Annotated in this window: 23 protein-coding genes and 2 pseudogenes; 13 read left to right on the top strand and 12 right to left on the bottom strand. The window is 69.1% G+C overall.

What is annotated here, in order from left to right; all coding sequences use genetic code 11:
* Positions 1 to 21: 21 nt before the first annotated feature.
* Both KBZ08_RS02535 and thrS read right to left on the bottom strand, forming a co-directional pair.
* A complete protein-coding gene (locus tag KBZ08_RS02535) occupies positions 22 to 1,053 on the bottom strand; it encodes a glucokinase (protein WP_254971121.1) in 1,032 nt (343 codons plus the stop codon).
* Positions 1,050 to 2,897: a threonine--tRNA ligase gene (gene thrS, locus KBZ08_RS02530; RefSeq protein WP_254971119.1), complete on the bottom strand. Its 1,848-nt coding sequence runs from the start codon at positions 2,895 to 2,897 to the stop codon at positions 1,050 to 1,052. The genes KBZ08_RS02535 and thrS overlap by 4 nt, the downstream gene beginning before the upstream one ends.
* A 156-nt stretch (positions 2,898 to 3,053) precedes the next feature.
* Here thrS and KBZ08_RS02525 point away from each other — a divergent pair, with 156 nt between their 5' ends.
* Positions 3,054 to 3,548, top strand: coding sequence for a TM2 domain-containing protein (locus tag KBZ08_RS02525; RefSeq protein ID WP_219903885.1), 495 nt, complete (start codon positions 3,054 to 3,056; stop codon positions 3,546 to 3,548).
* A 6-nt stretch (positions 3,549 to 3,554) separates the two neighbouring features.
* Here the strand turns inward: KBZ08_RS02525 and KBZ08_RS02520 are convergent, their stop codons facing one another.
* The 4 genes from KBZ08_RS02520 to KBZ08_RS02505 all read right to left on the bottom strand — a co-directional run bounded on the left by KBZ08_RS02520 (position 3,555) and on the right by KBZ08_RS02505 (position 6,709).
* Positions 3,555 to 4,214 (bottom strand): glycoside hydrolase family 104 protein, encoded by a 660-nt coding sequence (locus KBZ08_RS02520; protein ID WP_254971116.1) that lies wholly within the window; start codon positions 4,212 to 4,214, stop codon positions 3,555 to 3,557.
* A 303-nt stretch (positions 4,215 to 4,517) separates the two neighbouring features.
* Positions 4,518 to 5,555, bottom strand: a complete 1,038-nt coding sequence (trpS, locus tag KBZ08_RS02515; RefSeq protein WP_254971114.1) for a tryptophan--tRNA ligase — start codon at positions 5,553 to 5,555, stop codon at positions 4,518 to 4,520.
* Positions 5,552 to 6,109, bottom strand: a complete 558-nt coding sequence (locus KBZ08_RS02510) for a hypothetical protein (protein WP_254971112.1) — start codon at positions 6,107 to 6,109, stop codon at positions 5,552 to 5,554. Before KBZ08_RS02510 ends, trpS begins: the two co-directional genes overlap by 4 nt.
* A 15-nt stretch (positions 6,110 to 6,124) precedes the next feature.
* Entirely contained in the window at positions 6,125 to 6,709 is a 585-nt protein-coding gene (locus KBZ08_RS02505; protein WP_254971111.1) for a hypothetical protein, read from the bottom strand.
* 138 nt (positions 6,710 to 6,847) lie between these two features.
* Here KBZ08_RS02505 and KBZ08_RS02500 point away from each other — a divergent pair, with 138 nt between their 5' ends.
* From KBZ08_RS02500 to KBZ08_RS02475, 6 genes and pseudogenes are all read left to right on the top strand, one after another.
* Positions 6,848 to 8,263, top strand: a complete 1,416-nt coding sequence (locus KBZ08_RS02500; RefSeq protein ID WP_254971109.1) for a YcjF family protein — start codon at positions 6,848 to 6,850, stop codon at positions 8,261 to 8,263.
* Between the two features lie 157 nt (positions 8,264 to 8,420).
* A pseudogene (gene psbA, locus KBZ08_RS02495) lies at positions 8,421 to 9,489 on the top strand (photosystem II q(b) protein).
* A 176-nt stretch (positions 9,490 to 9,665) separates the two neighbouring features.
* Complete coding sequence (locus KBZ08_RS02490; protein WP_315861237.1) at positions 9,666 to 10,691, top strand: metal ABC transporter substrate-binding protein; 1,026 nt, start codon at positions 9,666 to 9,668, stop codon at positions 10,689 to 10,691.
* Positions 10,692 to 10,695: 4 nt separating this feature from the next.
* A complete protein-coding gene (locus tag KBZ08_RS02485; RefSeq protein ID WP_254971107.1) occupies positions 10,696 to 11,487 on the top strand; it encodes a metal ABC transporter ATP-binding protein in 792 nt (263 codons plus the stop codon).
* Positions 11,484 to 12,356, top strand: coding sequence for a metal ABC transporter permease (locus KBZ08_RS02480; RefSeq protein ID WP_015108030.1), 873 nt, complete (start codon positions 11,484 to 11,486; stop codon positions 12,354 to 12,356). Before KBZ08_RS02485 ends, KBZ08_RS02480 begins: the two co-directional genes overlap by 4 nt.
* Positions 12,353 to 13,543: a DUF4336 domain-containing protein gene (locus KBZ08_RS02475; protein WP_254971106.1), complete on the top strand. Its 1,191-nt coding sequence runs from the start codon at positions 12,353 to 12,355 to the stop codon at positions 13,541 to 13,543. Before KBZ08_RS02480 ends, KBZ08_RS02475 begins: the two co-directional genes overlap by 4 nt.
* A 3-nt stretch (positions 13,544 to 13,546) precedes the next feature.
* Here the strand turns inward: KBZ08_RS02475 and KBZ08_RS02470 are convergent, their stop codons facing one another.
* Complete coding sequence (locus KBZ08_RS02470) at positions 13,547 to 13,906, bottom strand: DUF760 domain-containing protein (protein ID WP_015108028.1); 360 nt, start codon at positions 13,904 to 13,906, stop codon at positions 13,547 to 13,549.
* Between the two features lie 49 nt (positions 13,907 to 13,955).
* The gene (gene lepB / locus KBZ08_RS02465; RefSeq protein ID WP_219903883.1) at positions 13,956 to 14,579 is read right to left on the bottom strand and encodes a signal peptidase I; all 624 of its coding nucleotides are present in this window, start codon (positions 14,577 to 14,579) and stop codon (positions 13,956 to 13,958) included.
* Positions 14,580 to 14,632: 53 nt separating this feature from the next.
* Between lepB and menD the strand changes: the two genes are divergently transcribed.
* The 3 genes from menD to KBZ08_RS02450 are packed head-to-tail and all read left to right on the top strand — an operon-like array spanning position 14,633 to position 18,119.
* Positions 14,633 to 16,471 carry a 2-succinyl-5-enolpyruvyl-6-hydroxy-3-cyclohexene-1-carboxylic-acid synthase gene (gene menD / locus KBZ08_RS02460; protein ID WP_254971105.1) on the top strand — a complete coding sequence of 613 codons (1,839 nt, stop codon included), beginning with the start codon at positions 14,633 to 14,635 and terminating at the stop codon, positions 16,469 to 16,471.
* The gene (gene menB / locus KBZ08_RS02455) at positions 16,468 to 17,322 is read left to right on the top strand and encodes a 1,4-dihydroxy-2-naphthoyl-CoA synthase (protein ID WP_106219849.1); all 855 of its coding nucleotides are present in this window, start codon (positions 16,468 to 16,470) and stop codon (positions 17,320 to 17,322) included. The genes menD and menB overlap by 4 nt, the downstream gene beginning before the upstream one ends.
* 41 nt (positions 17,323 to 17,363) lie before the next feature.
* On the top strand, positions 17,364 to 18,119 hold the full coding sequence (locus tag KBZ08_RS02450; protein WP_254971104.1) for a GAF domain-containing protein: 756 nt from the start codon (positions 17,364 to 17,366) through the stop codon (positions 18,117 to 18,119).
* A 139-nt stretch (positions 18,120 to 18,258) separates the two neighbouring features.
* On the opposite strand, the gene KBZ08_RS02445 is transcribed toward KBZ08_RS02450, so the two are convergent.
* The 4 genes and pseudogenes from KBZ08_RS02445 to KBZ08_RS02435 form a co-directional block, all read right to left on the bottom strand.
* Complete coding sequence (locus tag KBZ08_RS02445; RefSeq protein ID WP_254971103.1) at positions 18,259 to 18,480, bottom strand: hypothetical protein; 222 nt, start codon at positions 18,478 to 18,480, stop codon at positions 18,259 to 18,261.
* Positions 18,481 to 18,489: 9 nt separating this feature from the next.
* A complete protein-coding gene (locus tag KBZ08_RS16580) occupies positions 18,490 to 18,690 on the bottom strand; it encodes a hypothetical protein (protein ID WP_396122355.1) in 201 nt (66 codons plus the stop codon).
* A 66-nt stretch (positions 18,691 to 18,756) separates the two neighbouring features.
* Complete coding sequence (locus KBZ08_RS02440) at positions 18,757 to 19,452, bottom strand: glutathione S-transferase C-terminal domain-containing protein (protein ID WP_254971101.1); 696 nt, start codon at positions 19,450 to 19,452, stop codon at positions 18,757 to 18,759.
* Between the two features lie 773 nt (positions 19,453 to 20,225).
* Positions 20,226 to 20,633 (bottom strand): annotated as a pseudogene (locus KBZ08_RS02435) (cupin domain-containing protein); the annotation flags it as partial.
* Positions 20,634 to 20,961: 328 nt separating this feature from the next.
* On the opposite strand from KBZ08_RS02435, the gene KBZ08_RS02430 reads away from it, so the two are divergent.
* The 3 genes from KBZ08_RS02430 to KBZ08_RS02420 all read left to right on the top strand — a co-directional run bounded on the left by KBZ08_RS02430 (position 20,962) and on the right by KBZ08_RS02420 (position 23,020).
* The gene (locus KBZ08_RS02430) at positions 20,962 to 21,438 is read left to right on the top strand and encodes a DM13 domain-containing protein (protein ID WP_254971098.1); all 477 of its coding nucleotides are present in this window, start codon (positions 20,962 to 20,964) and stop codon (positions 21,436 to 21,438) included.
* Positions 21,439 to 21,441: 3 nt separating this feature from the next.
* The gene (locus KBZ08_RS02425; RefSeq protein ID WP_254971097.1) at positions 21,442 to 22,143 is read left to right on the top strand and encodes a DUF4079 domain-containing protein; all 702 of its coding nucleotides are present in this window, start codon (positions 21,442 to 21,444) and stop codon (positions 22,141 to 22,143) included.
* A 148-nt stretch (positions 22,144 to 22,291) separates the two neighbouring features.
* Positions 22,292 to 23,020 (top strand): tRNA-dependent cyclodipeptide synthase, encoded by a 729-nt coding sequence (locus KBZ08_RS02420; protein WP_254971096.1) that lies wholly within the window; start codon positions 22,292 to 22,294, stop codon positions 23,018 to 23,020.
* Positions 23,021 to 23,094 lie beyond the last annotated feature (74 nt).

The raw sequence follows: 23,094 nt of genomic DNA, 5'->3' as shown, positions 1-23,094 counted from the left end.
ACCCTGGGGGGCGTGCCGGGCTCAGCCCAGCAGCATCCGGGCCCGGCAGGCGGCACTGAAGGTGCCGACGCCCGGATCCACCACGGCGGTGATGGGCATCGGCTCCAGGGTGGAGCGCAGCCGGCCCTTGTTCAGGAACGGGTCCAGGAAGGCTTCGGAGCGCAGGCTGGCCAGCAGCTTGGCGGCCGTGCCCCCCGCCAGCCACAGTCCGCCGCGGCTCAGGCAGGCCAGGGCCAGATCCCCGCAGACGCTGCCGTAGGCCCCGAGCCAGAGCGCCAGGGCCTCGGCCGCCAGGGGATCACCGGAGGCGGCGGCCAGGGCCACCGCCGCCGGCAGGTCGGCGCGGTCGGGCCCATCGCCGGCCTCGCACCAGAGCCGGGCGGGGCCGCTGAGGGGATGGTCACCGCCGGGGTGGCGTCGTTCGAGCAGCCAGCGGGCCACGTGGCCCAGGCCGGTGCCGCTCACCACCCGCTCAATCGAGATCCGCTCCAGGGCCAGATCGGCCCTGAGCCACTGCTTCAGTTCCCATTCGGCGGCGGTGCGGGGGGCGAACTCCCCGTGGGCCGCTTCGCTGGGGAGGGCCCGCAGGCCCCCGGCGGTGGGCAGACCCATGGCCACCCCCAGGCCGGTGCCGGCCCCCAGCACCAGCAACGGGGCCTGTGGATCCCGCTGGCCCTCCCGCACGGGGGCCGTCTGGTCGGCATCGAGATGGGGCAGGCCGTAGATCAGCACGGCGAAATCGTTGACCAGCTCCACCAGGGGCAGGCCGCAGCCACGGGCCAGGCCTTCGGTGTCGAGCACCCAGGGGAGATTGGTGAGCCGGGCCTGGCCCCCCTCCACCGGCCCCGCCACGGCGAAGCAGGCGGCCGCCGGCACACCGCCCGCCACCGGCCCGGCGGCGGCCAGAAAGTGGCGCACCATGGGGGCCAGGTCCGGCCAGTCCGCCGAGACGAACCGCTCCTCCAGCACCAGCTCGGGCCGCTCCCCGCCCGGCCGCCAGAGGCTGAGCAGGGTCTTGGTGCCGCCGATGTCGCCCGCCAGCAGGAGGCTCATGCCAGCGCCAGGGTGGCCAGCCGACCGGCGTTGGCTGCCGCGGCGGCGGACACCAGGGCGTCGGCCGTCACGCTGCCCAGATCGCCCTGGCGACGGCTGCGCAGGCTGACCGTGCGGGTTTCGGCCTCCCGGCCACCGATCACGCCCAGCACCGGAATCTTCATCTGCTCGCCGTTGCGGATCAGCTTGCCGAGCCGGTCGCCGCTGTGGTCGATGCCGGCGCGGATCCCGGCGGCCGCCAGCAGGCCCCGGAGTTCTTCGGCCCAGGGGAGGGCGTCGTCGGTGACGGGCAGCAGGCGCACCTGCTCGGGGGCGAGCCAGAAGGGGAAATCACCGGCGTAGTTCTCCACCATCACGCCGAAGAAGCGCTCCAGGGAGCCGAAGATGGCGCGGTGAATCATGATCGGCCGGCAGCGGCTGCCGTCGGCGGCCACGTAGTGGAGGTCAAAGCGTTCCGGCAGGTTGAAATCCAGCTGGATCGTCGAGCACTGCCATAGACGGCCGATCGCATCCTCGATCTTGAGGTCGATCTTGGGGCCGTAGAAGGCGCCGCCCCCCTCATCCACCTTGTAGGCCCAGCCCTTGCGCTCCAGGGCCTCCACCAGGCCGGCGGTGGCCAGCTCCCACACCGCGTCCTCACCGATCGACTTCTCCGGGCGGGTGGAGAGATGGATCTCGTAGCTGCGGAAATCGAACGTGGAGAGGATGCGCTCGGTGAGGTTAAGAACCCGCAGAATCTCATCGGAGATCTGCTCCGGCAGGCAGAACACGTGGGCGTCGTCCTGGGTGAAGCCCCGCACCCGCATCAGCCCGTGCATCACCCCGGGCCGCTCATAGCGGTACACGGTGCCGAGTTCGGCCCAGCGGATCGGCAGCTCCCGGTAGGAGCGCAGACGACTGGCGAAGGTGAGCACGTGGAACGGGCAGTTCATCGGCTTGAGCTGGTACTGCCGCTCGTCCACCGCCATCGGGCCGAACATGCTCTCGCTGTAGAAGTCGAGGTGGCCCGAGGTCTTCCAGAGGCTGAGGTCGGCCACATGGGGGGTGTAGAGCAGCTCGTAGCCGTCCTCGAAGTGGGCCGAGCGCCAGAAGTCCTCGATCAGCAGCCGCATGCGGGCGCCGCGGGGGTGCCAGAACACCAGGCCGGCGCCGGCCTCCTCCTCGATCGAGAAAAGATCCAGGTCGGTGCCGAGCCGGCGGTGGTCGCGGCGCAGGGCCTCCTGCTTGCGCCGCTGGTATTCGGCCAGCTGCTCGGGCGTCTCCCAGGCGGTGCCGTAGATGCGCTGCAGCTGGGCACGCTTCTCATCACCGCGCCAGTAGGCCCCGGCCACGCTTTCGAGGGCGAAGGCCTTGGGGTGGAGCTCGCCGGTGTGGGCCACGTGGGGGCCGGCGCAGAGGTCCCACCACTGGTCGCCCAGGGTGTAGAGCGTGATCGGCTCGCTGAGCCCCTCCAGGATCTCCAGCTTGTAGGGCTCGTTCTGGGCCCGGATCCGCCGCTCCGCCTCCTCGCGGCTCACCTCGATGCGCTCCAGGGGCAGCTTGCGGGCAATGATCTTGCCCATCTCCTTCTGGATCGCCTTGAGATCGGCCTCGGTGAAGGGGTCCGGGTTGTCGAAGTCGTAGTAGAAACCGCTTTCGGTCCAGGGGCCGATGGTGACCTGCGCCCGGGGGAAGAGCTTCTGCACAGCCATGGCCAGCACGTGGCTCATCGAATGGCGGATCCGCAGCAGCTGGGGGCTCTCGCTCGTCTTCGGCAACACGATGGCGGCCCCATCGGAGGGGGCGTCGCCGGGGGCGGCGGGGCTGGAGGCCGGTGGCACCGGCGAAGGGGGCGCGGACGTCATGGAGGCAACCTGTTGAAGGCATGGTATCCAGGCCCACCGATGGCCCCCGGCCGGCGCCGGCCCCGGAGGCCGGTGCCGCCGTCGAGCGGGCCTAAGTTGTAGGGGCTGAGCACCGTGATGGCCGCCCGACCCACGCCAGGACCCGTCCAGAGCGCCGTGCAGCGACCAGCCCCCGCCGGTCCGGAGGGAGCGGGGCTGAACCGGTCGGCCGAGCGGCGCAGCGTCGCCCTCAGCTATCTGCTGTGGTGCACCTGCCTGGTGGGGCTGTGCGGCCTGCCGCGCTTCTACAACCGCAAGCCCCTGAGCGGCACCCTCTGGCTGCTCACCTTCGGGCTCTGCGGCATCGGCCAGCTGCTGGATCTGGTGCTGCTGCCCGACATGGTGCGCCAGGCCAACCAGTCGCTGCTGCTGGAGGAGGCGCTGGCGGGCCGGGACACGGCGGCCTACCCGCCGATCGAGCGCCAGCTGCTCCAGCTCGCCCGCCGCACCGGCAAGGGCGGCTTCACCCTCAACGACGCCCTGCTGGAGCTCCAGCTGCCCCCCCAGGCCAACAGCAGCGTGGTCAGCGCCGAGATCGAGCGGCTGCTGCTCAACCACCTGCTCGACGTGGGCAACGACGAACGGGGCCGGGTGGTCTACCGGGAACCGTGAGGCCGTTCAGGCGCTGGTGAGGCGCCGCTGCCGCTCCAGTTCGCGCTGGTAGAAGCGCTGCAGCTGCGTGCGGCACTTCACCGGCTGGCCGTAGTGGCTCTCGCCAGCCAGGGTCGGCAGGGAGGCCCATTCCGGCGCCAGCCGGGCCAGCACCTCGGGTGTCAGGCCATGGCGATCGAAGCTGCGCAGGGCGCCGCGCTGCTCGATCAGATGGAGGGCGGCCTGGTCCTGGCTGGCGGGGCCGAAATCCCGCAGCCCGAGGCGGTCGGCGGCCCGGTCCCAGGTGGTGGGCAGAAACTGATAGGCACCGGCGGCGGCACTGGCGTAGCCGCGCCGCACGACGGTGTCGGGGTGACGGCTGAGGTCGCCGAAGCGATCGCCGCCGTAGAGCACCCGATAGCCGACGTCGCTGCCGCCCAGCCAGGTGCCCTCGGCGTAGCGGATCGTGTTGAGCAGGGCGCGCCGCTCGGGGGTGATGCCGTAGGGGCCGGGGGCGCTCGCCACCACCGGCCGGGCGGCGGGCGGGGAAGCGGTTGGGGCGGCGGGCCGGAGCGCCGGTGGGGCAACGGGGACGGCCGGGCATTGCACCATCGGCAGCATCAGGAGCAGCACCAGCGTGAGCGGTCCCCGCTGGAGCGGCTTCGACGGCGGCGGGGGGCGACGCAAGGGCAGGCGGTCGTCAGGGATCCATGACCCTGCTCAGGCCCGGGGCCTGGACGCGAGACCCCGGCGCCCGTACTGGACAGGCGGCGCCCCGGTGTGCTCTCCGAACCGGCCCGGGCGGTGGGATTTCAGGAAACTTTCAGTCGGGAGCCGGGAGGGGCGGGGAACCGTGGGCCGCCGGTCACCCCGAGCGGGCCGCTGAGAGGCCGGGGTACAGCCAGGACGAACGATCAGTTGTCGTGATCAATACAGAACGATTGATTCACGCTTTTCTCCTGACCCTTGCCGGTGGAGCCGCACTCCGGTTCAATTCTGAGCCAGGAAACCGAGGGCCGCCCGGACCCGCTGCAGCGTCGCGGCGGCCACGGCCGAGGCCCCTTCCCGACCGTCCCTGAGGACCGCCTCGAGGTGGCCGGGGTCACGGCGCAGCTCCGCGTACCGCTGCTGCAGGGGCCGCAGGGCCTCCACCGCGGCCTCCGCCAGCAGGGGCTTGAAGGCGCCCCAGCCCATGGCGGCACAGTCCGCCGCCGCCCGCTCGCGGCCCACACCGGCGAGCAGGGCGTAGAGGCCGAGCAGGTTGTCCGCCTCCGGCCGCTCCGGGTTGCCGAACTCCAGGCCCATGACCGGGTCGGTCTTGGCCCGCTTGATCTTGCGGGTGATGACCTCGGGCGGGTCCAGCAGGGTGATGCGGGAGCCCTCGTTCGGGTCGCTCTTGCTCATCTTGCTGCGGCCGTCGGTGAGGCTCATCACCCGGGCCCCCTCCTTGAGGATCAGGGGCTCGGGCACCTTGAGGACCGGGTGCTCCGGATCCGGCGCGTAGCGGGCGTTGATGCGCTGCTGGGCGATGTCGCGGGCCAGCTCCAGATGCTGCTTCTGGTCGTCCCCCACCGGCACCAGATCGGCGTCATAGAGAAGGATGTCCGCGGCCATCAGCACCGGGTAGTCCAGCAGGCCGGTGGAGACGTTGTCGCCCTGCTTGAGCGCCTTCTCCTTGAACTGGATCATCCGCTCCAGCCAGTTGAGCGGCGTGACGCAGTTGAGCAGCCAGCAGAGCTCGCTGTGCTGGCTGACGTGGCTCTGCACGAACACCGTGGACCGCTGGGGATCGATGCCGCAGGCCAGGTACAGGGCTGCCGTGGTGAGGGTGTCCTCCGCCAGGCGGCTGGGATCGTGGGGCACGGTGATCGCGTGCAGATCGACCACGCAGAAGAAGGTCTCGTGGCTGTCCTGCAGGGCCACCCAGTTGCGGATCGCCCCCAGCCAGTTGCCCAGATGCATGGCCCCGGTGGGCTGGACGCCGGAGAGCACCCGGGGCCGCGCCGTCCTGGCGCCGGTGTCGCTCACGCTTCCGGGGTGGCGTCGCCCTCGCTGTCGGCAGGGGCCACCGCCCCTTCAGCCGCCTCAGGGGCGGCGTCCGTGGCCGCCACGGTCTCCTGGGCTTCGGCCTCGGCCTCCCCGGATTCGGCCGGAGCTTCGGCTTCGATCACCGCCGCGGGGGCCGCAGGCCGGCTGGGCCGGGCGAAGGGATCGATCCGGGGGGCCCCATGGCCGCCACGGCTCCCCTGGCGGGGCTGGCCATCGCCACCGCCGCGGCGGGGCTCCCCTCCCCGGGGAGCGGGGGCGCGGGAGCCCGCCTGGGCCCGGTGCTCGGCCACCAGGGCCTCAAGCTGGCCCTTCTCCAGCTGGTCGGCGAGGGTGCGCAGGGAGAAACCCAGCACCGCGACGGTGGAGCGCAGGCCGAAGGCCTCCTGCAGGGCACGGGCGGCCTGCATCTCGTTGTCACTGAGGCGGATGCGGAAGCCGCCCGGCTCCCGGTTCGGCCCCGATCGGCCGCCCCGCTCGGGGGCATCCCCGCGGCCGGAGCCCACGGGAAGGGGGGTGTTGGTGTCGTCCGCCATGGCCGCAGCCCGCAATCAGGGGCAAGTGTCGCGCATCGACGTCCGGCCGCCGGCGGCGTCAGGACCCAGCCACAGCAGCCGGTGCCTGCCCAGGCGGGCCTGGCCGTCCCGCCGCGCCAGCACCAGCAGGGGGACGGGACGGGGGCCGCCGGCGGCGAAGCGCAGCCGGTACTGCTGGATCAGGTCCAGGTAGGTCTCGAGCGTCCAGCCCTGGGTGCCCCGCTCCTGGGCGGCCCAGAACTTCCGCAGCGCCTCCCGGCAGGCGTCCACACCGAAGTCCTCCCAGCAGAGCCGTTCGGCCTCCCAGGCCGGGTGGCCGGCGGCCACCAGCTCCCGGTAGCGGCGCAGTTCGGGGGCCTCCTGGCTGCAGTCCGGCGGCAGGCGATAGGCGAGCCCCTCCACCGGGACCCGGCTGAGGCGCAGCCAGCAGCGCTCGAGCAGCAACACCGGCAGGCCGCCGTGCCAGTGGTCACTGACCTCCAGCTCCTTCAGGGCACGGCGCAGCTCCTCGCGGTGGGGGTCCAGCAGGAAGAGAGCATCAGCCGTGGCAGCCGAGCCAGACGTCGCAGCCGGGCCGGAGCGGGCATCGGAAGACGGCACGGAGGGGACCCGGACGACAACCTGAATCATGGTGCGTCCGTCGGGGGTCTGCAGGGACGGTGTCTTAAGGGAGGTGGACGCGGGGGTGGGAGCCCCGTCACTTCTGAGCTAGAGAGGCATCGCCGCCGGTACCCGCCCGTGACGTCCCCGGACCCCCTGCGCCCAGCCGCCCTGGCCTCCCTGCTGTCCACCGGGTGGGGCCGGCAGGCCCTGCTGCTCACCGGGGGGGTGATCGGGGGCGAGCTGCTGCTGCGGGCTCTCCCCGGAGAGGGACTGGGTCTGGTGGGGCTCGCCGGAGTGGCGGCGGGCTGGTGGTGGCTGGGCCGGCGGCCCGCCCGCCTGGCACCGCCCCGGTTGCCCGCCAGCTTCGACGCCTGGCTGCGGCGCTGCGAGGAGCTGCTGCTCCAGTTCGAGCATCTGGAGGGGGGGCCGGACGAGGGCGAGCCGGGCGAAGGCCAGATCCAGCGCCGCGCCGGCCTCGCCGCCCTGCGCCAGGAGGGGGCCCGGCCCGGTCTCCAGCTCGCCCTGGTGGGCTGCGTCGCCCCCGACGCCGCCTGGGCCCCCCAGCTCCAGGCGGCCCTGCGCGGCCGGCTGGCCCTGAGCCTGCGCTGGGGCGAAGCCCTGCCGGCGGTGAGCCGGGAGCGCCAGTGGCCGGAGGGCTTCGCCGCCGCCGACGTGGTGCTGTTCCACCTGGTGACCCCGCTGCGGGCCGCCGATCTGCGCTGGCTGGAGGCCGTGCCTCCGAGCCAGCCCCTCTGGCTGCTGGTGCAGCCGGAGGCTCCCTGCGACCCGGCCGTCCTGGCGTCCGAACTGGCCTCCCAGTGGCCCGGCGCCGCCGCCGACCGGCTGCTGCCGTGGGACGGCAGCCCCGAGGCCCTGGCCACCAGCCTGCAGCCCCTGGCCCGCTGGCTGGTGGCCGAGGGCCCGTCCCTGCGCCGGGCGACGCCCCTGCGGCGCATCGAGGCGCTGCACCGGCGCTGGCAGGCCGACCTGGAGCGGCTGCGGCGGCAACGGCTGGTCCAACTCCAGCAACGCACCCAGTGGATGGTGGCCGCGGGGGTGTTCGCCGCCCCCCTCCCCTCCCTGGATCTGCTGGTGCTGGCGGCGGCCAACGGCCTGATGCTGCAGGAGATGGCGCGCCTGTGGGGCTGCCCGTGGAGCGCGGAGCAGCTCAAGGCCGCCGCCATGGAACTGGGCAAGGCCTCCCTGTTGCTGGGGGTGGTGGAGTGGAGCAGCCAGGCCCTGCTGGCCGCTGCGCGTCTCCATGGCGCCACCTGGGTGGTGGGCGGGGCCATTCAGGCCCTGAGCGCGGCCTATCTGACGCGGGTGGTGAGCCATGCCATGGCCGATGTGCTGGCCCTCTCCGCCGGCGTCGAGGCCCCGGACCTGGAGCGGATCAAGCGGGAGGCTCCCCTGCTGGTGGCCCGGGCGGCCGAGGCGGAGAAGCTCGACTGGTCCCGCTTCCTGCAGCAGGGCTTTGCCTGGATCAGCCAGCAGCTGGGGCCAGCGTCTTCGCCATCGCTGGCCGCCCCGTCCCTGCCGCCGGCGGTGTGACGAACATTTCATGAACTCACTTCATGAATATTCATTGTGAATCCACCCGATTGCCTGAAGGTTCATTGCTGCCCGGTTCGGATTCCCTCGGGGTTACTTAATGTGAATCGACCTCCCTTGTGGAGGTATCACTGCCTATCCCTACCGTCTTACTTCCATGACCACTGCCATTCGCAGCGGCCGCTCGGAAAGCTGGGAAAGCTTCTGCGCCTGGGTCACCTCCACCAACAACCGCATCTATGTCGGTTGGTTCGGTGTGCTGATGATCCCTTGCCTGCTGGCCGCCACCATCTGCTACGTCGTCGCCTTCATCGCGGCGCCCGCCGTCGACATCGACGGCATCCGTGAGCCGGTCGCCGGCTCCCTGATGTACGGCAACAACATCATTTCCGGCGCCGTTGTTCCCTCCAGCAACGCCATCGGTCTGCACTTCTACCCCATCTGGGAAGCCGCCAGCCTCGACGAGTGGCTGTACAACGGTGGCCCCTACCAGCTGGTGGTCTTCCACTTCCTGATCGGCATCTCCGCCTACATGGGACGCCAGTGGGAGCTCTCCTACCGGCTGGGCATGCGCCCCTGGATCTGCGTCGCCTACTCGGCCCCCCTCTCGGCGGCCTTCGCGGTGTTCCTGATCTATCCCCTCGGCCAGGGCTCGTTCTCCGACGGCATGCCCCTCGGCATCAGCGGCACCTTCAACTTCATGCTGGTGTTCCAGGCCGAGCACAACATCCTGATGCACCCTTTCCACATGCTGGGTGTGGCCGGTGTGTTCGGCGGCTCCCTGTTCTCGGCCATGCACGGCTCCCTCGTCACCAGCTCCCTGGTGCGTGAGACCACCGAAAGTGAGTCGCAGAACTACGGCTACAAGTTCGGCCAGGAGGAAGAGACCTACAACATCGTGGCCGCCCACGGCTACTTCGGTCGCCTGATCTTCCAGTACGCCTCCTTCAACAACAGCCGCAGCCTCCACTTCTTCCTGGCCCGTGGTCGGCATCTGGTTCACGTCCCTGGGCATCAGCACCATGGCGTTCAACCTGAACGGCTTCAACTTCAACCAGTCCGTCCTCGACAGCCAGGGCCGGGTGGTGAACACCTGGGCCGACGTGCTCAACCGCGCCAACCTCGGTTTCGAGGTGATGCACGAGCGCAACGCCCACAACTTCCCCCTGGATCTGGCCACCGTGCAGTCCGTTCCCGTGGCCCTGCAGGCTCCGGCGATCGGCTGATCCCCGCGGCACCCGCGGTCGGCTCCGGCCCTCGGGCCGCTCTCCGATCCACCCCCCGCCCCCTCCGTCCCCTGCGGACGTCGAGGGGGCTTTTCCTTGGCGGCCATCCGGCCGTAGGGGACCCGCAGCGGCGGCCAGAATGTTCACTCCAAGCTTTCTGCTCGCCAACGGTCCCCATGCCCCAGCACCGCCATGACGGCCAGGGCCACCACGACAAGGCACCGCGGCTCCCTCTGAAGCGGGCCCTGGTGGCCGCCGCCCTGGTGCTTCCCCTGTTGGGCAGCGGCTGCACCCCCGGGCCCCGGAGCGGTGCCCCGTCCCCCACGCCGTCGATGACGGGGGCGGCCCCGGGGGCCAGCAACAGCGCCGGTGCTGCGGACCAGCGCCCCCTGGTGCTCACCACCTTCACGATCCTGGCGGACATGGCCCGCCAGGTGGCCGGCGATCGGGTGCGGGTGGAATCGATCACCCGGCTGGGGGCCGAGATCCATGGCTACGAGCCCACCCCCAGCGACCTGAAGCGGGCCTCGGGGGCCGACCTGGTCCTGGAGAACGGCTTCGGCCTGGAGCGCTGGGCCCAGCGCTTCTACGCCGGCCTCCCCGACGTGCCCCACGTGACCCTCACCGAGGGCATCACGCCCCTGCCGATCGCCGGGGACGCCTACCAGGGCAAGCCGAACCCCCACGCCTGGATGTCCCCCCGGCTGGCCAAGGTCTATGTGGAGAACATCCGCCGCGCCCTCACCCGGCTCGACCCCGCCGGCGCCGCCACCTTCCAGCGCAACGCCGCGCGCTACAGCGCCGAGCTGGACGCCCTCGACAGGGAGCTGCGGACCTCCCTGGCCCGGATCCCCCCCGGCCAGCGGGTGCTGGCCACCTGCGAGGGGGCCTTCTCCTACCTCGCCCGCGATTACGGCCTCACCGAGGCCTACCTGTGGCCGGTGAACGCCGAGTCCCAGGTCACCCCCCAGCGCATGGCCCGCCTGATCGCCCTGGTGAAGGAGCGCCGGGTGCCGGCGGTGTTCTGCGAGAGCACGGTCAGCGCCGAGCCGCAGCAGCAGGTGGCCAGGCAGTCGGGGGCCCGTTTCGGCGGGGTGTTCCACGTGGATTCCCTCTCCCTGCCGGACGGTCCGGCGCCCAATCTGCTGGAACTCCAGCGTCATAACGTGGAGACCCTGCAAGCGGGTCTGGCGGGGAGCTGAACCGATGCCCTCTCGCCCCACCCCCTGCACCGGCAACGAGCGCATCGCCGTTCGCAATCTCTGCGTCGATTACCACGGGGTGGTGGCCGTCCATGAGGCGTCCCTGCATCTCGATGCCGGCACCATCTGCGCCCTGGTGGGGATGAACGGGGCCGGCAAATCCACCCTGTTCAAGGCCCTGATGGGCTTCGTGCGCCCCTCGGCCGGCAGCATCGCCATCAATGGCCTGCCCCTGCGCCAGGCCCGCCGGGCCCGGGCGGTCGCCTACGTCCCCCAGACCGAGAGCGTCGACTGGAACTTCCCGGTCAACGTCCAGGAGGTGGTGATGATGGGTCGCTACGGCAGCATGAATCTGCTGCGCCTCCCCCGTCCGGTCGACCGGGAGGCGGTGCGGGAGGCGCTCGAGCGGGTGGACCTGTGGCCGCTGCGCCACCGCCAGATCGGCGCCCTCTCGGGCGGCCAGCGCAAGCGGGCCTTCCTGGCGCGGGCCCTGGCCCAGGGCGCCTCGGTGATGCTGCTCGATGAGCCGTTCAACGGCGTCGACATCCGCACCGAGAAACTGATGATCGAGCTGTTCGAGCAGTTCCGCCGCGAGGGGCGCACCCTGATGATCTCCACCCACGACCTGGCCCACGTCACCAGCTTCTGCGACCAGGTGGTGCTGATCAACAAGACCGTGCTGGCCTACGGCGAGACCTCCTCGGTGTTCACCAGCGAGAACCTGGCCCTCACCTTCGGCGGCCTGCGGCTGGAGGGCGAGCCGGCCGGCGACGCCGACCCCCACCAGGCGCCATGACGGCCGTGCTCACCTGGCTGATCGAACCGCTCCAGCAGGAGTTCATGGTGCGGGCCCTGCTGGTCAGCATGCTCGTCTCCTGCGTCTGCGGCCTGCTCTCCTGCTACATGACGCTGAAGGGCTGGGCCCTGATGGGCGATGCGGTGTCCCATGCGGTGATGCCGGGCGTGGTGATCGCCTACGCCCTGAACCTGCCCTTCGCGGTGGGGGCCTTCGTCTTCGGCGTCGGCTCGGTGGCCCTGATCGGCTACATCAAGCAGATGACCCGGATCAAGGAGGACACGGTGATCGGGCTGGTGTTCACCGGCTTCTTCGCCCTCGGCCTGACGCTGATCTCCAAGGTGCGCAGCAGCATCGACCTCTCCCACATCCTGTTCGGCAACGTGCTGGGCATCAGCTCCTCTGACATCCTCCAGACGGTGGTGATCAGCGTGCTGGTGCTCACCGTGCTGCTGGTGCTGCGCAAGGACCTGATCCTGTTCTGCTTCGATCCCACCCACGCCCGCTCCATCGGCCTCCACACCGGCGTGCTGCACTACCTGCTGCTGTCGATGCTCTCCCTGGCGGCGGTGGCGGGCCTGCAGACCGTGGGCATCATCCTGGTGGTGGCGATGCTGGTCACCCCGGGGGCCACGGCTTACCTGCTCACCGATCGTTTCGACCGCATGGTGTGGCTCTCGATCCTCTCGGCCGTGATCTCCAGCGTGGCCGGGATCTACTGGAGCTACTGGATGGATGCCTCCACCGCCGGCTGCATCGTGCTGGTGCAGACGCTGCTGTTCCTGCTCTGCTTCCTGCTGGCGCCGCGCCATGGCCTGCTGGCCCAGCGGCGCCGTTCGCCACGGGCCTCCCGTTTCCCGTCCGCGTGAGCGAGCCGGCCACCGAACCTGCCACGGTCCCGGCGGTGGACCAGCGCTGGCCCTGGTGGCCTCTGCTGCCCCTCTACCCCTACGGCCGCCGCCGCACCCTGGTGCGGGAGCTGGTCGCCGGGCGTCTCTGGAGCTTCGAGCAGCTGCAGGGGGTCTGGTACGTGGCGGTGCCGATCCGCATGCTGGTGCTGCGGGTGCGGGAGGGGCTGCTGCTCTATGCCCCGGTGCCCCCCACCGCCGAGGTGCGCGCCCGCCTGCGGGACCTGGAAGAGCGCCACGGCCGGGTGTGCACCATCGTGCTGCCCACCGCGTCGGGGCTGGAGCACAAACTGCCGGTGCCGGCCATGGCCCGGGCCTTCCCGGACGCCCAGGTGTGGGTGGCGCCGAAGCAGTGGAGCTTCCCCCTGCCGCTGCCGCCCGCCTGGCTGGGGTTCCCCGCCCGTCGCACCCGGGAGCTGCTCAGCGATGGGGTGCCCCACGGCGACCAGCTCGACTGGCTGCCCCTGGGCCCCCTGGATCTGGGGCTGGGCACCTTCCTGGAGATCGCCTGCTTCGATCGGGCCAGCGGCAGCCTGCTGCTCACCGATGCCCTGGTGGCGATCCCGCCGGAGCCGCCGGCGGTGTTCGATCTCGATCCCACGCCGCTGCTGTTCCATGCCCGCGAGCGCGGTGACGAACCCTTGCGTGATGATCCCCAGCGGCGGCGCCGGGGCTGGTGGCGGCTGGTGCTGTTTGCCACCTACCTGCGCCCCAGGCCCCTGGTGATCCCCCCCCTGGGCGAGGTGCTGCGCCATTGCCTGGCCCCGGGCTGCCGTGACGCCCGGGCCCACTTCGGCTTCTACCCGTTCCGTTGGCAGCCCGGCTGGCAGGCCGACTTCGAGGCCCTGGCTCCGGGGGGCCGCAGCAGCCTGCAGGTGGCGGCGGTGCTGGAGCGGCTGGTGTTCCCCCGCCAGCGGGGCGCGCTGGTGGCCTGGATCCGTGTGCTGGCAGGGCTGAAGGGCCTGCGCCGGGTGGTGCCAGCCCACCACGATGCCCCCGTCGCCAGCTCGGCCGAGGAGCTGACGGCCCTGGCGGATCGGATCGAAACGGGGGACTGGGCCCCTGATCAGGGAGCCTGGGAAACCCTCGCCGGCATCGACCGCACCCTGGTGGGGTTGGGGCTGGTGCCGGGGGAAGGGGACGGCTGAGGCCTAGAGCTCCAGTTCACCGGGGTCGTCGTCAAGGCCCCCCTCGAAACCGCCGCTACCGAGCATGGCCGTCTCCAGCTCCATGCGCTGCTCCATCTGGCGCAGGAAGTACCCGGTCATCATTGCCGAGGCCAGCAGGCCGGCGAGATTGTCGCGGCTGGCCTGGATCTTCACTTCGAACTGCTCACCGGGGAGCATGCCCAGCAGACCCTGAACGTTGTGGCGGATGATGTCCTGGATGTCGCCGGTGGCCGAGCGCGCCACCCTCTGCAGCACGTCCGGAGACTGTTCCTGCAGGTACTGAATCAGCGAATTGTCGCTGATCGCCTCGTTGTCGGCGGTCAGGAACTCCGGGTTGAACATTTCCCCTCCGGTGTGCTCTGCAACACGGCATGCACCCTAACGCAGGCTTTCAGGTGCTTTCTCCCCCGTGGGGAGGGGAGAACCCAACCGGTCCGAACCGGGCCGGAGGCCAGTAGCGCCAGATGGCGGTGCCGATCAGGTCGCTCTCCGGCAGGGGGCCCCAGAGGTGGGAATCCAGGCTGGCATTGCGGTTGTCCCCGAGCACCAGCACCTGGCCGGCGGGGACCAGCAGGGGCGCCAGGTCGTAGTCCATCGGTTCACGGGCCCAGTCCGGCTCGGCGGGGGAGCCGTTGCGCCAGAGACGGCCACCCTTCACCTCCACCCGATCGCCGGCCACCGCCACCACCCGCTTGATCAGGGCCGCACCGGGGTCATAGCCCGCCTGCTGCAGGGCGGCGGGCGGATGGAAGACGACGATGCGGCCAGGCTCCACCCCCGACCCGAAGCGGGGGCTGAGCTTCTCCACCAGGACCCGGTCCTGGAGCTGCAGGGTGGGCAGCATCGAGCCCGACGGGATCCAGCGGGGCTCCACCACCGTCCAGCGCAGCAGCAGGGCCACCAGCACCCAGAGCAGCAGGCGGAACAGCTGCGGCCCGAGGCCCCTGACGCCACCGGGAGGGGCCGACGGCGGCGCCGGCGGCGTGGGGGTGGGCGTGGCGGGGCCGCTGCCCATGGGAAACCGTCCGTGAGGATGATTCCCCCATCCTGAACACCGGAGCGCCCCCCTTGGCCGGGTCCCCGACATCGCTGGCCAATGTGCGGGCGGCCCTGACGCTTTTGGGGGCGCTGCGCCGGGGCGGCCTGACCCATGGGGTGCTCTGCCCCGGCAGCCGGTCGGCCCCCCTGGCGGTGGCGGCCGCCCTGCTGGAGCCCGGGGGCCTGCGGCTGCACACCGCCATCGACGAGCGCTCCGCCGCCTTCTTCGCCCTCGGCCTGGGCCGGGCCAGCGGCCAGCCGGCGGCCGTGATCACCACCTCGGGCACGGCGGTGGCCAACCTGCTGCCCGCCGCCGTGGAGGCCGACTTCGGCTCGGTTCCCCTGCTGCTGCTCACGGCGGACCGACCGGCCAGGCTCAAGGGCTGCGGCGCGAACCAGAGCGTCAACCAGGAAGTGTTTCTGGCCGGCAGCTGCCGCTGGCTGGGCGAGGGCGACCCGGAGGGGTTGGCCGCCATGTCCCCCGCGGAACTGGACGCCCTGGCCGGCCAGGCCCTGGCCGCCGCCCGGGGCGATGGGGCCGGCCGCTCCGCCGGCCCGGTGCACCTCAACCTGCCGTTCGACGAACCCCTGCATGCGGACGGTGCGGATCTCAGCCGCCTGGCCGCCGCGCTGGCCGGGGAGCCGCCGCCGCCCCCGGCGTCGGGGGCCCTGGCCACCCGCGCAGGCCGCCCGGCTTGCCCCGTGTCCCAGGCCGGCGCCAGCACAGCCCTGGATCCGGACCGGCCCGGCGTGGTGGTGGCCGGCCCCTGGCGCGGGGCCCCGGCGGCCTGGCCCGCCCACGTGGAGGCCCTGCGGCGCTGGCAGCGGCGCAGCGGCTGGCCGGTGCTGGCCGATGCCCTCTCCGGCCTGCGGGGCCTGCCGGATCTGGAGACGGTGACGGCCTACGACCTGATGCTGCCGGAGCACTCCGGCGGGGACGGGCCGGCACCCGGGGGGGATCGACAGGTGCTGCGCCTGGGCCCGTTGCCGGCCAGCCGCCGGCTGCAGCGCTGGCTGGCGGCCCAGGGGGGGGCCCAGGTGCTGGTGAGCGAAGGGGACGGGCGCCGCCTCGACCCCCTCGGCTTGGTGCGAGGCCAGGCGAGTGCCGGCCTGGCGGTCTGGCTGGCGGAGCAACCGCCGGCCTCCGGGGCGGGCGAGGCCTCCGGCGCCTCGCTGTCGCTGGCGGGCCGCTGGCGGCGGGCGGAGGCGGGGGTGCAGGCGCTGCTGGATAAGGAGCTGGCCGGTGAGAACGGAGAGCCGGCCCTGGCCCGCCGCCTCAGCCGCCTGCTGCCGGCGGGGCTGCCCGTGCTGCTGGCCAACAGCAGCCCGGTGCGGGACTGGGAGAGCTTCGCCGACCCGACCGCCCCGCCCCGACCGATGCACGGCTTCCGGGGGGCCTCCGGTATCGATGGCACCCTCTCCAGCGCCTGCGGCCTGGCCGAGGCCCTCGGCGCCCTGGTGCTGGTGAGCGGCGATCTGGCCCTGCTGCACGATGCCAACGGCTGGCTGTGGCGCCCGCAGCTGGGCGGCCGCCTCACCGTCGTGCTGATCGACAACGGCGGCGGCGGCATCTTCGAGCAGCTGCCCATCCGCACCCAGCCGGCGGCGGCGATGGATTTCGAGCGCCTGTTCGCCATGCCCCAGCCGGTGGACCCGCTGGCGCTGGCGGCGGTGCACGGCGTCCCCGGCCGGCGGCTGCAGAATCTGAAGGATCTGGAGGGCGCCCTGGCCTGGGCCCTGCCGCAGCCGCTGGCCCTGCTGGTGGTGCCCACCGACCGGCGAAGGGACGCGGCCCTGCGGCAGCGGCTGCGCACAATGGCCGCAGATCTGGCCGACCCTCTGGCCACCGGGCCGATCCCCTCCCCATGACCCCCGTTCCCCCAGCCTTGCCGCGCTGGACCAGCGCCGGCACCTACAGCGACATCCGCTTCGAGACCAGCGGCGATGGGATCGCCCGGATCAGCATCAACCGGCCCGAGAAGCGGAATGCCTTCCGGCCGCTCACGGTGCAGGAGCTCTGCGATGCCTTCAACCGGGTGCGGGACGACCCCACCATCGGTGTGGTGCTGTTCACCGGCGAGGGGCCGGCCGCCGATGGCGTCTGGGCCTTCTGCGCCGGCGGGGACCAGAGCGTGCGCGGCGACGGCGGCTATCTCGATGCCTCGGGGCTGCCGCGGCTCAACGTGCTCGACCTGCAGCGGATCATCCGCAGCCTGCCCAAGGTGGTGATCGCCCTGGTGGCCGGCTACGCCATCGGCGGCGGCCAGGTGCTGCACCTGCTCTGCGATCTGAGCCTGGCGGCCGAGAACGCCGTCTTCGGCCAGACCGGGCCGCGGGTGGGCAGCTTCGACGGCGGCTTCGGTGCCGGCTACCTGGCCCGGGTGGTGGGCCAGCGCAAGGCCCGGGAGATCTGGTTCCTCTGCCGCCGCTACGACGCCGGCCAGGCCCTGGCCATGGGGCTGGTGAACGCCGTGGTGCCCCTGGAGGAGCTGGAGCCCCAGGGGGTGGCCTGGGCGCGGGAGGTGCTCCAGCACAGCCCCACCGCCATCCGCTGCCTCAAGGCCGCCTTCAACGCCGAGACCGACGGGCTGGCGGGGATCCAGGAGCTGGCGGGCCAGGCCACCCACCTCTTCTACCGGACCAGCGAGGGCCAGGAGGGGCGCAACGCCTTTCTGGAGAAGCGGGACCCGGACTTTTCCGAGGCGCCCTGGCTGCCCTGAGGTGCCGCGGTCCATACTGCCGTTCCTGGCTGCAACGACCGGTGTCCGCCTATCCGATCCCGGACAACGAAGCCGAGCGGCAGGCGGCGCTGGACGACCAGTGCATCCTCGATACGGAGCCCGATGAGGACTTCGACCGCATCACCCGGCTGGCCAGCCAGATGCTCGGAGTTCCGATCGCGCTGATCTCCCTGGTGGACCGGCAGCGTCAGTGGTTTCTCTCCCGGGTGGGTCTGGAGCCGAGGGAAACGCCCCGGGAGCTGGCCTTCTGTGCCTACACCATCTGCTCCGATGACGTCATGGTCGTCAGCGATGCCACCGCCGATGCGCGCTTCAGGGACAATCCCCTGGTCACGGGGGACCCCCACATCCGCTTCTATGCCGGCGTCCCGCTGCAGACCCGGTCCGGCTTCAACCTCGGCACTCTGTGCGTGATCAGCCGCGAGCCACGGCAGCTGGCGGGCACCGAACACCAGCTGCTCAAGGATCTGGGCGGCATGGTGACCCAGTACCTCGAGTCGCGACGCAACAGCTATCGCTGCCCGCTCACGGGGCTCCAGAACCGACGCCCCTTCCATGAGGCGGGTCAGAGGGAGTTCCTACGGGCCCGGCAGAGCGGGGAGTCGCTCTCCCTGCTGCTCTTCGGCCTGGACGGTTTCGCGATGCTGCGACCGAGTCAGGACGGCCAGGCGGCCACCGCCCTGGCCGAGCGGATCCACACCGCCACAACCCTAGCCTGGAGTCTGGGGTTGCGCTGGACAACTAAGAATCTTGAGAAAGAGCGAGACCTGGTGTAACTACAAAACGTACCAGCAGAGTCATGAAAAGTGAAATGTGGTAGAAAGTGAACTCGGGAGAATGATGCTATCGAGATTCATACCGAAAAGCCCAGTAACATCGTTGAGAATAACTATTCGAACGCCTGAACAAAAACCTTCATTCCCCCGAAATGCTATCAGCAACGCGGAACTCCGTATGGCTCCGCGCTTTGTCAACATCAATCGCATGGATGCCAATGAACTGAAGACGATAGCTGATTCGCCCCGGTGAGAACTTCTCAATTGTATCGCCACGATCACCAGAGTTGTACACTATCATATCTTCAGCCTTATCTTTGCCACTAAGGAAAATATAGCCATCGCCTTCACCGCCGATCAATGCATCAACTCAATTGTTGCCATATATAAGATCATTGTATGGCCCCCGATAAGTCGGTCGTGACCATCGCCCCCCAAAGGTATCAGCGCCTAGACCGTCACGCAAGATATCACTCCCGCTCAGTCCTCTGAGAAAGTCATTGCCATCCTGGGCATTGATGACATCAGTTGTTCTCCCGAGAGGTAATGATGTAGGCAGTTTTGCTGTCAATACCTCAGGCCATCACGACGACTATGATAGCCACTGGGGCTACCAGTGGAAAACTCAGGGTAAGTTTCATTGCTGCATCACGGTGCCATGAATGGTTTCACAATGCTTAACCAGGTTGGGTTGTTCGACCAGGAAAAGCTTCAGGGGTGTGGGGATGGGAGAGAAATATATGTTGGCGAGGAAGCCGTAGATCGCGGCATCGGCGCTAGTGGGCAGATGACCGTGGACGAACGCCTCCGGCGGTACACGGCGGGCGAGCAGGGCTAGATCGTCCAAGCCACGGGCGTAGGCGGCAGCGGGCTCGAAGCGGCCGATGCCCTGGGCGGCATAGCGCTGGAAGTTGTACTGCCGGGCCCTGTCCAGGCCCGCCGCATCGAGGCTGGAGTGCTCCGCTAGTAGAGCGTCACGGAAGGCGGGCCAGAACCGCTCGTCCTTCCAGCGCGAAAAGGACATCACCCAGTACAGATCATCGAGCAGGCGCGAGAACAGCAGGTTTTGATCCCGTTCGGTCGCGGTCAGCCCCGCATCGATCGTCAATTGGCGGCTGGTCGAGAGATGGGCCAGGATCGCGTCGCTGTCGCCGACGGCCACCCCGTCGTCATTGATGTAGGGCAACTGGCCACGCGGTGCAGCCGAGGCGTCGAACAGATGCTCATGCTGGAAGGAAACACCAGCAAGTTTCAGAAAGGCGAACACCTTGAGCCCATAGCCGTTGTTATCGGCCACACCAAACAAGGTCGGATAGGAGTAAAGCGTCAGCATCGGGTGTCAGTTGGGAGCGCTGTGGGCATCATGGCTGGGCACCACCAGAAAGACGACAGGCTAGCTGTGTACTTCCACCAAGCTTTCCAACAGTCAAAGGGATCCGAGGTCTCCATAGTCGTGGTATCTCAGCCATTACCAGGCTCGCCTCCCACGCGTAGCCGCCCCAAGGCCCGACTGACCTTGATCAGTCAACAGCGCTTGATCTGCCGGCACAAAGTCGAGAGCGCGCCGCTCATGACTTTTGCAGTTAAGGCCGGAATGGCCCTGAGCCGCGATCACAAGTAGCGGACGTGCTTCCGTTCAGGCGGGCAAACGACCCTGAGGGATTGAGGTAATGTGCAACGCGCCAAGCGGCTAAGCCTCGGTCCGCAGAATCTCCAGTAGGCCATGGAGCTCAGTCACCCGCATGGTGCCGATGGTGGAGGAGAGGAGTCACCCTCGGGTATGAGACCCCCCTATTTCCCAGAGTAAATGCGTGCGCCCCCCCTCCTGAGCCGGACAGCCCGGACACGCCCGACAGGGTTTTGTTGCCGCTCAGGGTCCCTGCTTTGTATGGAAGGGAGACAAGACACTATTGTCTTGTGGTGGTATGTCCACCCAGTCCGGGCAGTCCGGATACAGCGAGAACTGGGACGAAGGGGCTGCCCCCCGCCTGTCCGGAGCTTGTTGACTCCCTGTCCGCCATGTACGTACCAGGGGTGCTCCGCCTTCCTCAATGAGGACCTGCGACCACGCACTCTGAGGCCATAAGGTTGACTCAGTTGACCCCATCAGGGATTGTACGGTCCATAACCTCCAGGAGCGATTAGAACGCCACCAAACTGCTGTCCCCTGCTCAGAGTTGAAATCAATGCGGATAACCCTGGCTGTGATTCAGCTCTCACATTCTTATATGGCGATGCTTGCGATGAGCAATAGCAGGATGGAGGAATTAAGACCAGCTTGTTACGGACTGGATCAAAACCAGCATCTGCAGGGGTAACGACTGAAATGAAAGTGAGTGGCTCTTTTCCGTTGTTTCTGATGCCGTGCACACACCCTTTGGGGACAACGACCACGTCCCCAGCTGTGATGGCGAGGGAAGCGCCTGACGGTTCCGTCTGGTAATCGCCCTGACCGGAGAGAATCTTCCAGGTGCCCTGACCGGAAGGGTGGAGATGGGCCGCGATTCGCTGGCCTGGCTTGACATACCAGGCGACGACTGCCTCTTAAGCCGTTTCCGTGATGACCGACCGTATCGGCTCATCGTCGGACGGCTGCATGAATGCATAGGCATGGAAAAGACAGCCGCTAGCCATGGCAAATCCCTTGCATGAGGTTTACAGCTGACGATGGAGTGGCAGCGGCATATCACCCTACAACGATTCTCTTGAATGGCCTGTCCGTGCCCGGAAAGGTCAGACAGGCAGGCACCCAATCCGATCAAGCGGCTTGCGGGTATTGACAACAAGCGTGAGCGGATCCGATCGGGATCCCAACCACGCCGCTCCCCACGAACCGTTCCCCATGAAGCCCCTTTCGATGTCCCTGGCAGGCGCCCTGGCCCTGACGCTCCTCGGCAGCTCCGCAACGCCCGGGCGGACCGAAGCCATGCAGGGCTCCGTCCCCACCCTGATCGCCCAAGCGGCACCAGTGGCTATGCAGAGCTTCCGCATGGCCGAGGCCCCCGTCAGCGGCAGCTACACCATCGTGAACAAGGCTGGCAAGCAATTATTGGTGCTGAGCGGCGACTTCAAAACCAAGGAAACCGCCCCTGACCTGAAAGTGATCTTCAGCCCTTCGGCGATGCCCCTGGCCAGCACCAATCCCCCCAGCTTCCCCCTCAAGGCCGGCACCTACACGGTGCTCGCCCCGCTCAAATCCGCCTCCGGCGCCCAGAGCTACGTGATCCCCGCCTCGATCGACCTCAGCCAGCAGGGCTCGGTGATGATCTGGTGTGAGGCGTTCAACGCCACCATGGCCTGGGCCCCCCTGAAGCCCTGAGCCATGCAGACCGTCGACTGGCTCTGGCTGCTCCATCCGGCCCTGGCTGTAGTGCTCGTCTACCCCTTGCTGGGCATGGTGCTGCGCCTGGCGCAGCAGACCCGGGATCGCCGCCTCACCCAGGCCAAACATCCCGCCACGGTGGGCCGGGACCATGCCGATCTCGGCAAGCTGTTGGCCGGTTCGGTGGTGGCGATCGTGCTGATCGCCGAAGCGGTGGTGATCGCCACCAAGCATCCCCTTTCGCCCTTCGAAGGGGGGGGACAACGGCTGGGGCTGTTGCTGCTGGTGCTTGTGGGATCGGGGATCGCCCTGGCGGCCCTCTGGCGGGTGAAGCGGCCCGCCTACCGGGCCAGCTTCGGCCTGCTCTGCTGGGCGGGGGTGATCACCCTGGGGATGCAGCCAGAGGTGTTCCGCCTCAGCGACAACCCGTTCGAGCTGGCCTTCTGGCAGTCGCACTTCTGGGGCGGCATCGGGCTCACCGGCCTGATGCTGTTCTCTGTGGCCTGCCGGCCGGAGATCCACAAACACCTACGTTGGCGCCGCCTGCACGTCAGCGCCAACCTCCTGGCCGCTCTGATCTTCCTGGCCCAGGGCATCAGCGGCCCTCGCGATCTGCTGGAGATTCCCCTGAGCTGGCAGAAACCAACGATCTATGCCTGCGACTACACGGCACGAACCTGTCCGCCGCCGGCACCCCGTTGACTTGGAAACGTCTTTGACCATGGAGTTGGCCTGTCCCCGATGCAGAACCCAGATCGCAACGAGCATCGCGCATTCGGCCTGCGTTGTGTCCCACCCGTGCCCCGACTGCGGCATGGTCATTCGGCCGCGCCCCGGGGAGGGGTGCGTCTTGAGCTCCTACAGCAATGGGAACCTTCATCGCAACACGTCCTATCTGTCGCGATGCTTACCCGATCGCGGCGAGCGCTTCCATGCCGTCGTCGGGACGAGCCCATTCACCAGTTATTACAGTGAGGGTCGACTCACCGAGTTGCTGGCCTGGGCCAACGAACATTTAGATCGCGTCGATGTGTTCGTTCCCGACACCCCGACGGTGTGGACATTGGAGGCGGGCGGCTATGTCCCTGAAGTGGCCGCCCGTAAGACCAGCCGACAAGTGCGACACCTCAACAACAAGATTGGTCGAGCCCGCGAAGCCGCTGGGACTGTCGGCAACCGGCTGCGGTTGCGTCCATGGACTCAGGTGACGCGGCTAGATCGTTATACCGCCTTTGAACACCGCAGCCACAACGCCTTCGCCACCGACCGGGGGTTTCAACAGGAGTGCCTTGCAGCAACGGACGACGTTCTTCAGAATCGGCGGCGAGAAGGTCATCACCCAAGCTATGACCAGCGCTTGGGCGCGGTAGACTATCTGATGGCCGAGCTAGCACTCATCCTCTACGGGCCTGAGCTCTTCGGCGTACAGACCTCAACGTTTGTCTACCACCGTTCGCTCCGGCTATTCGAGCGGATCTTCTCAGGTGACTTCTGGATCGGACCGTCGACTGGGCAGCATTTTGTGATCGCTCAGCAGCTGGCGGAACCGGTGGGTTCACTTAGTCGAGAGGCTGCATAACCAACACCGGCTGTGGCAGATCACGCCCAGCCAACAGAGACTCCCAAGAACAGGAGCGGGATACTGACGTCTCA

It is taken from the genome of Cyanobium sp. Candia 9D4, from assembly GCF_024346155.1.
In the GTDB taxonomy this organism is placed as follows: domain Bacteria; phylum Cyanobacteriota; class Cyanobacteriia; order PCC-6307; family Cyanobiaceae; genus Cyanobium; species Cyanobium minutissimum.
The sequence above is the reverse complement of the archived record's forward strand: the minus strand, read 5'-3'. Positions and strand labels throughout refer to the sequence as shown.

Coding starts and splice junctions, on each gene's coding strand:
- KBZ08_RS02490 (WP_315861237.1), top strand. CDS start 9,666: ATGCCCCAGCACCGCCATGACGGCCAGGGCCACCACGACAAGGCACCG.
- KBZ08_RS02425 (WP_254971097.1), top strand. CDS start 21,442: ATGCAGACCGTCGACTGGCTCTGGCTGCTCCATCCGGCCCTGGCTGTA.
- thrS (WP_254971119.1), bottom strand. CDS start 2,897: ATGACGTCCGCGCCCCCTTCGCCGGTGCCACCGGCCTCCAGCCCCGCC.
- KBZ08_RS02535 (WP_254971121.1), bottom strand. CDS start 1,053: ATGAGCCTCCTGCTGGCGGGCGACATCGGCGGCACCAAGACCCTGCTC.
- menB (WP_106219849.1), top strand. CDS start 16,468: ATGACCCCCGTTCCCCCAGCCTTGCCGCGCTGGACCAGCGCCGGCACC.
- lepB (WP_219903883.1), bottom strand. CDS start 14,579: ATGGGCAGCGGCCCCGCCACGCCCACCCCCACGCCGCCGGCGCCGCCG.
- KBZ08_RS02430 (WP_254971098.1), top strand. CDS start 20,962: ATGAAGCCCCTTTCGATGTCCCTGGCAGGCGCCCTGGCCCTGACGCTC.
- KBZ08_RS02470 (WP_015108028.1), bottom strand. CDS start 13,906: ATGTTCAACCCGGAGTTCCTGACCGCCGACAACGAGGCGATCAGCGAC.
- KBZ08_RS02480 (WP_015108030.1), top strand. CDS start 11,484: ATGACGGCCGTGCTCACCTGGCTGATCGAACCGCTCCAGCAGGAGTTC.
- KBZ08_RS02440 (WP_254971101.1), bottom strand. CDS start 19,452: ATGCTGACGCTTTACTCCTATCCGACCTTGTTTGGTGTGGCCGATAAC.
- KBZ08_RS02485 (WP_254971107.1), top strand. CDS start 10,696: ATGCCCTCTCGCCCCACCCCCTGCACCGGCAACGAGCGCATCGCCGTT.
- KBZ08_RS02510 (WP_254971112.1), bottom strand. CDS start 6,109: ATGGCGGACGACACCAACACCCCCCTTCCCGTGGGCTCCGGCCGCGGG.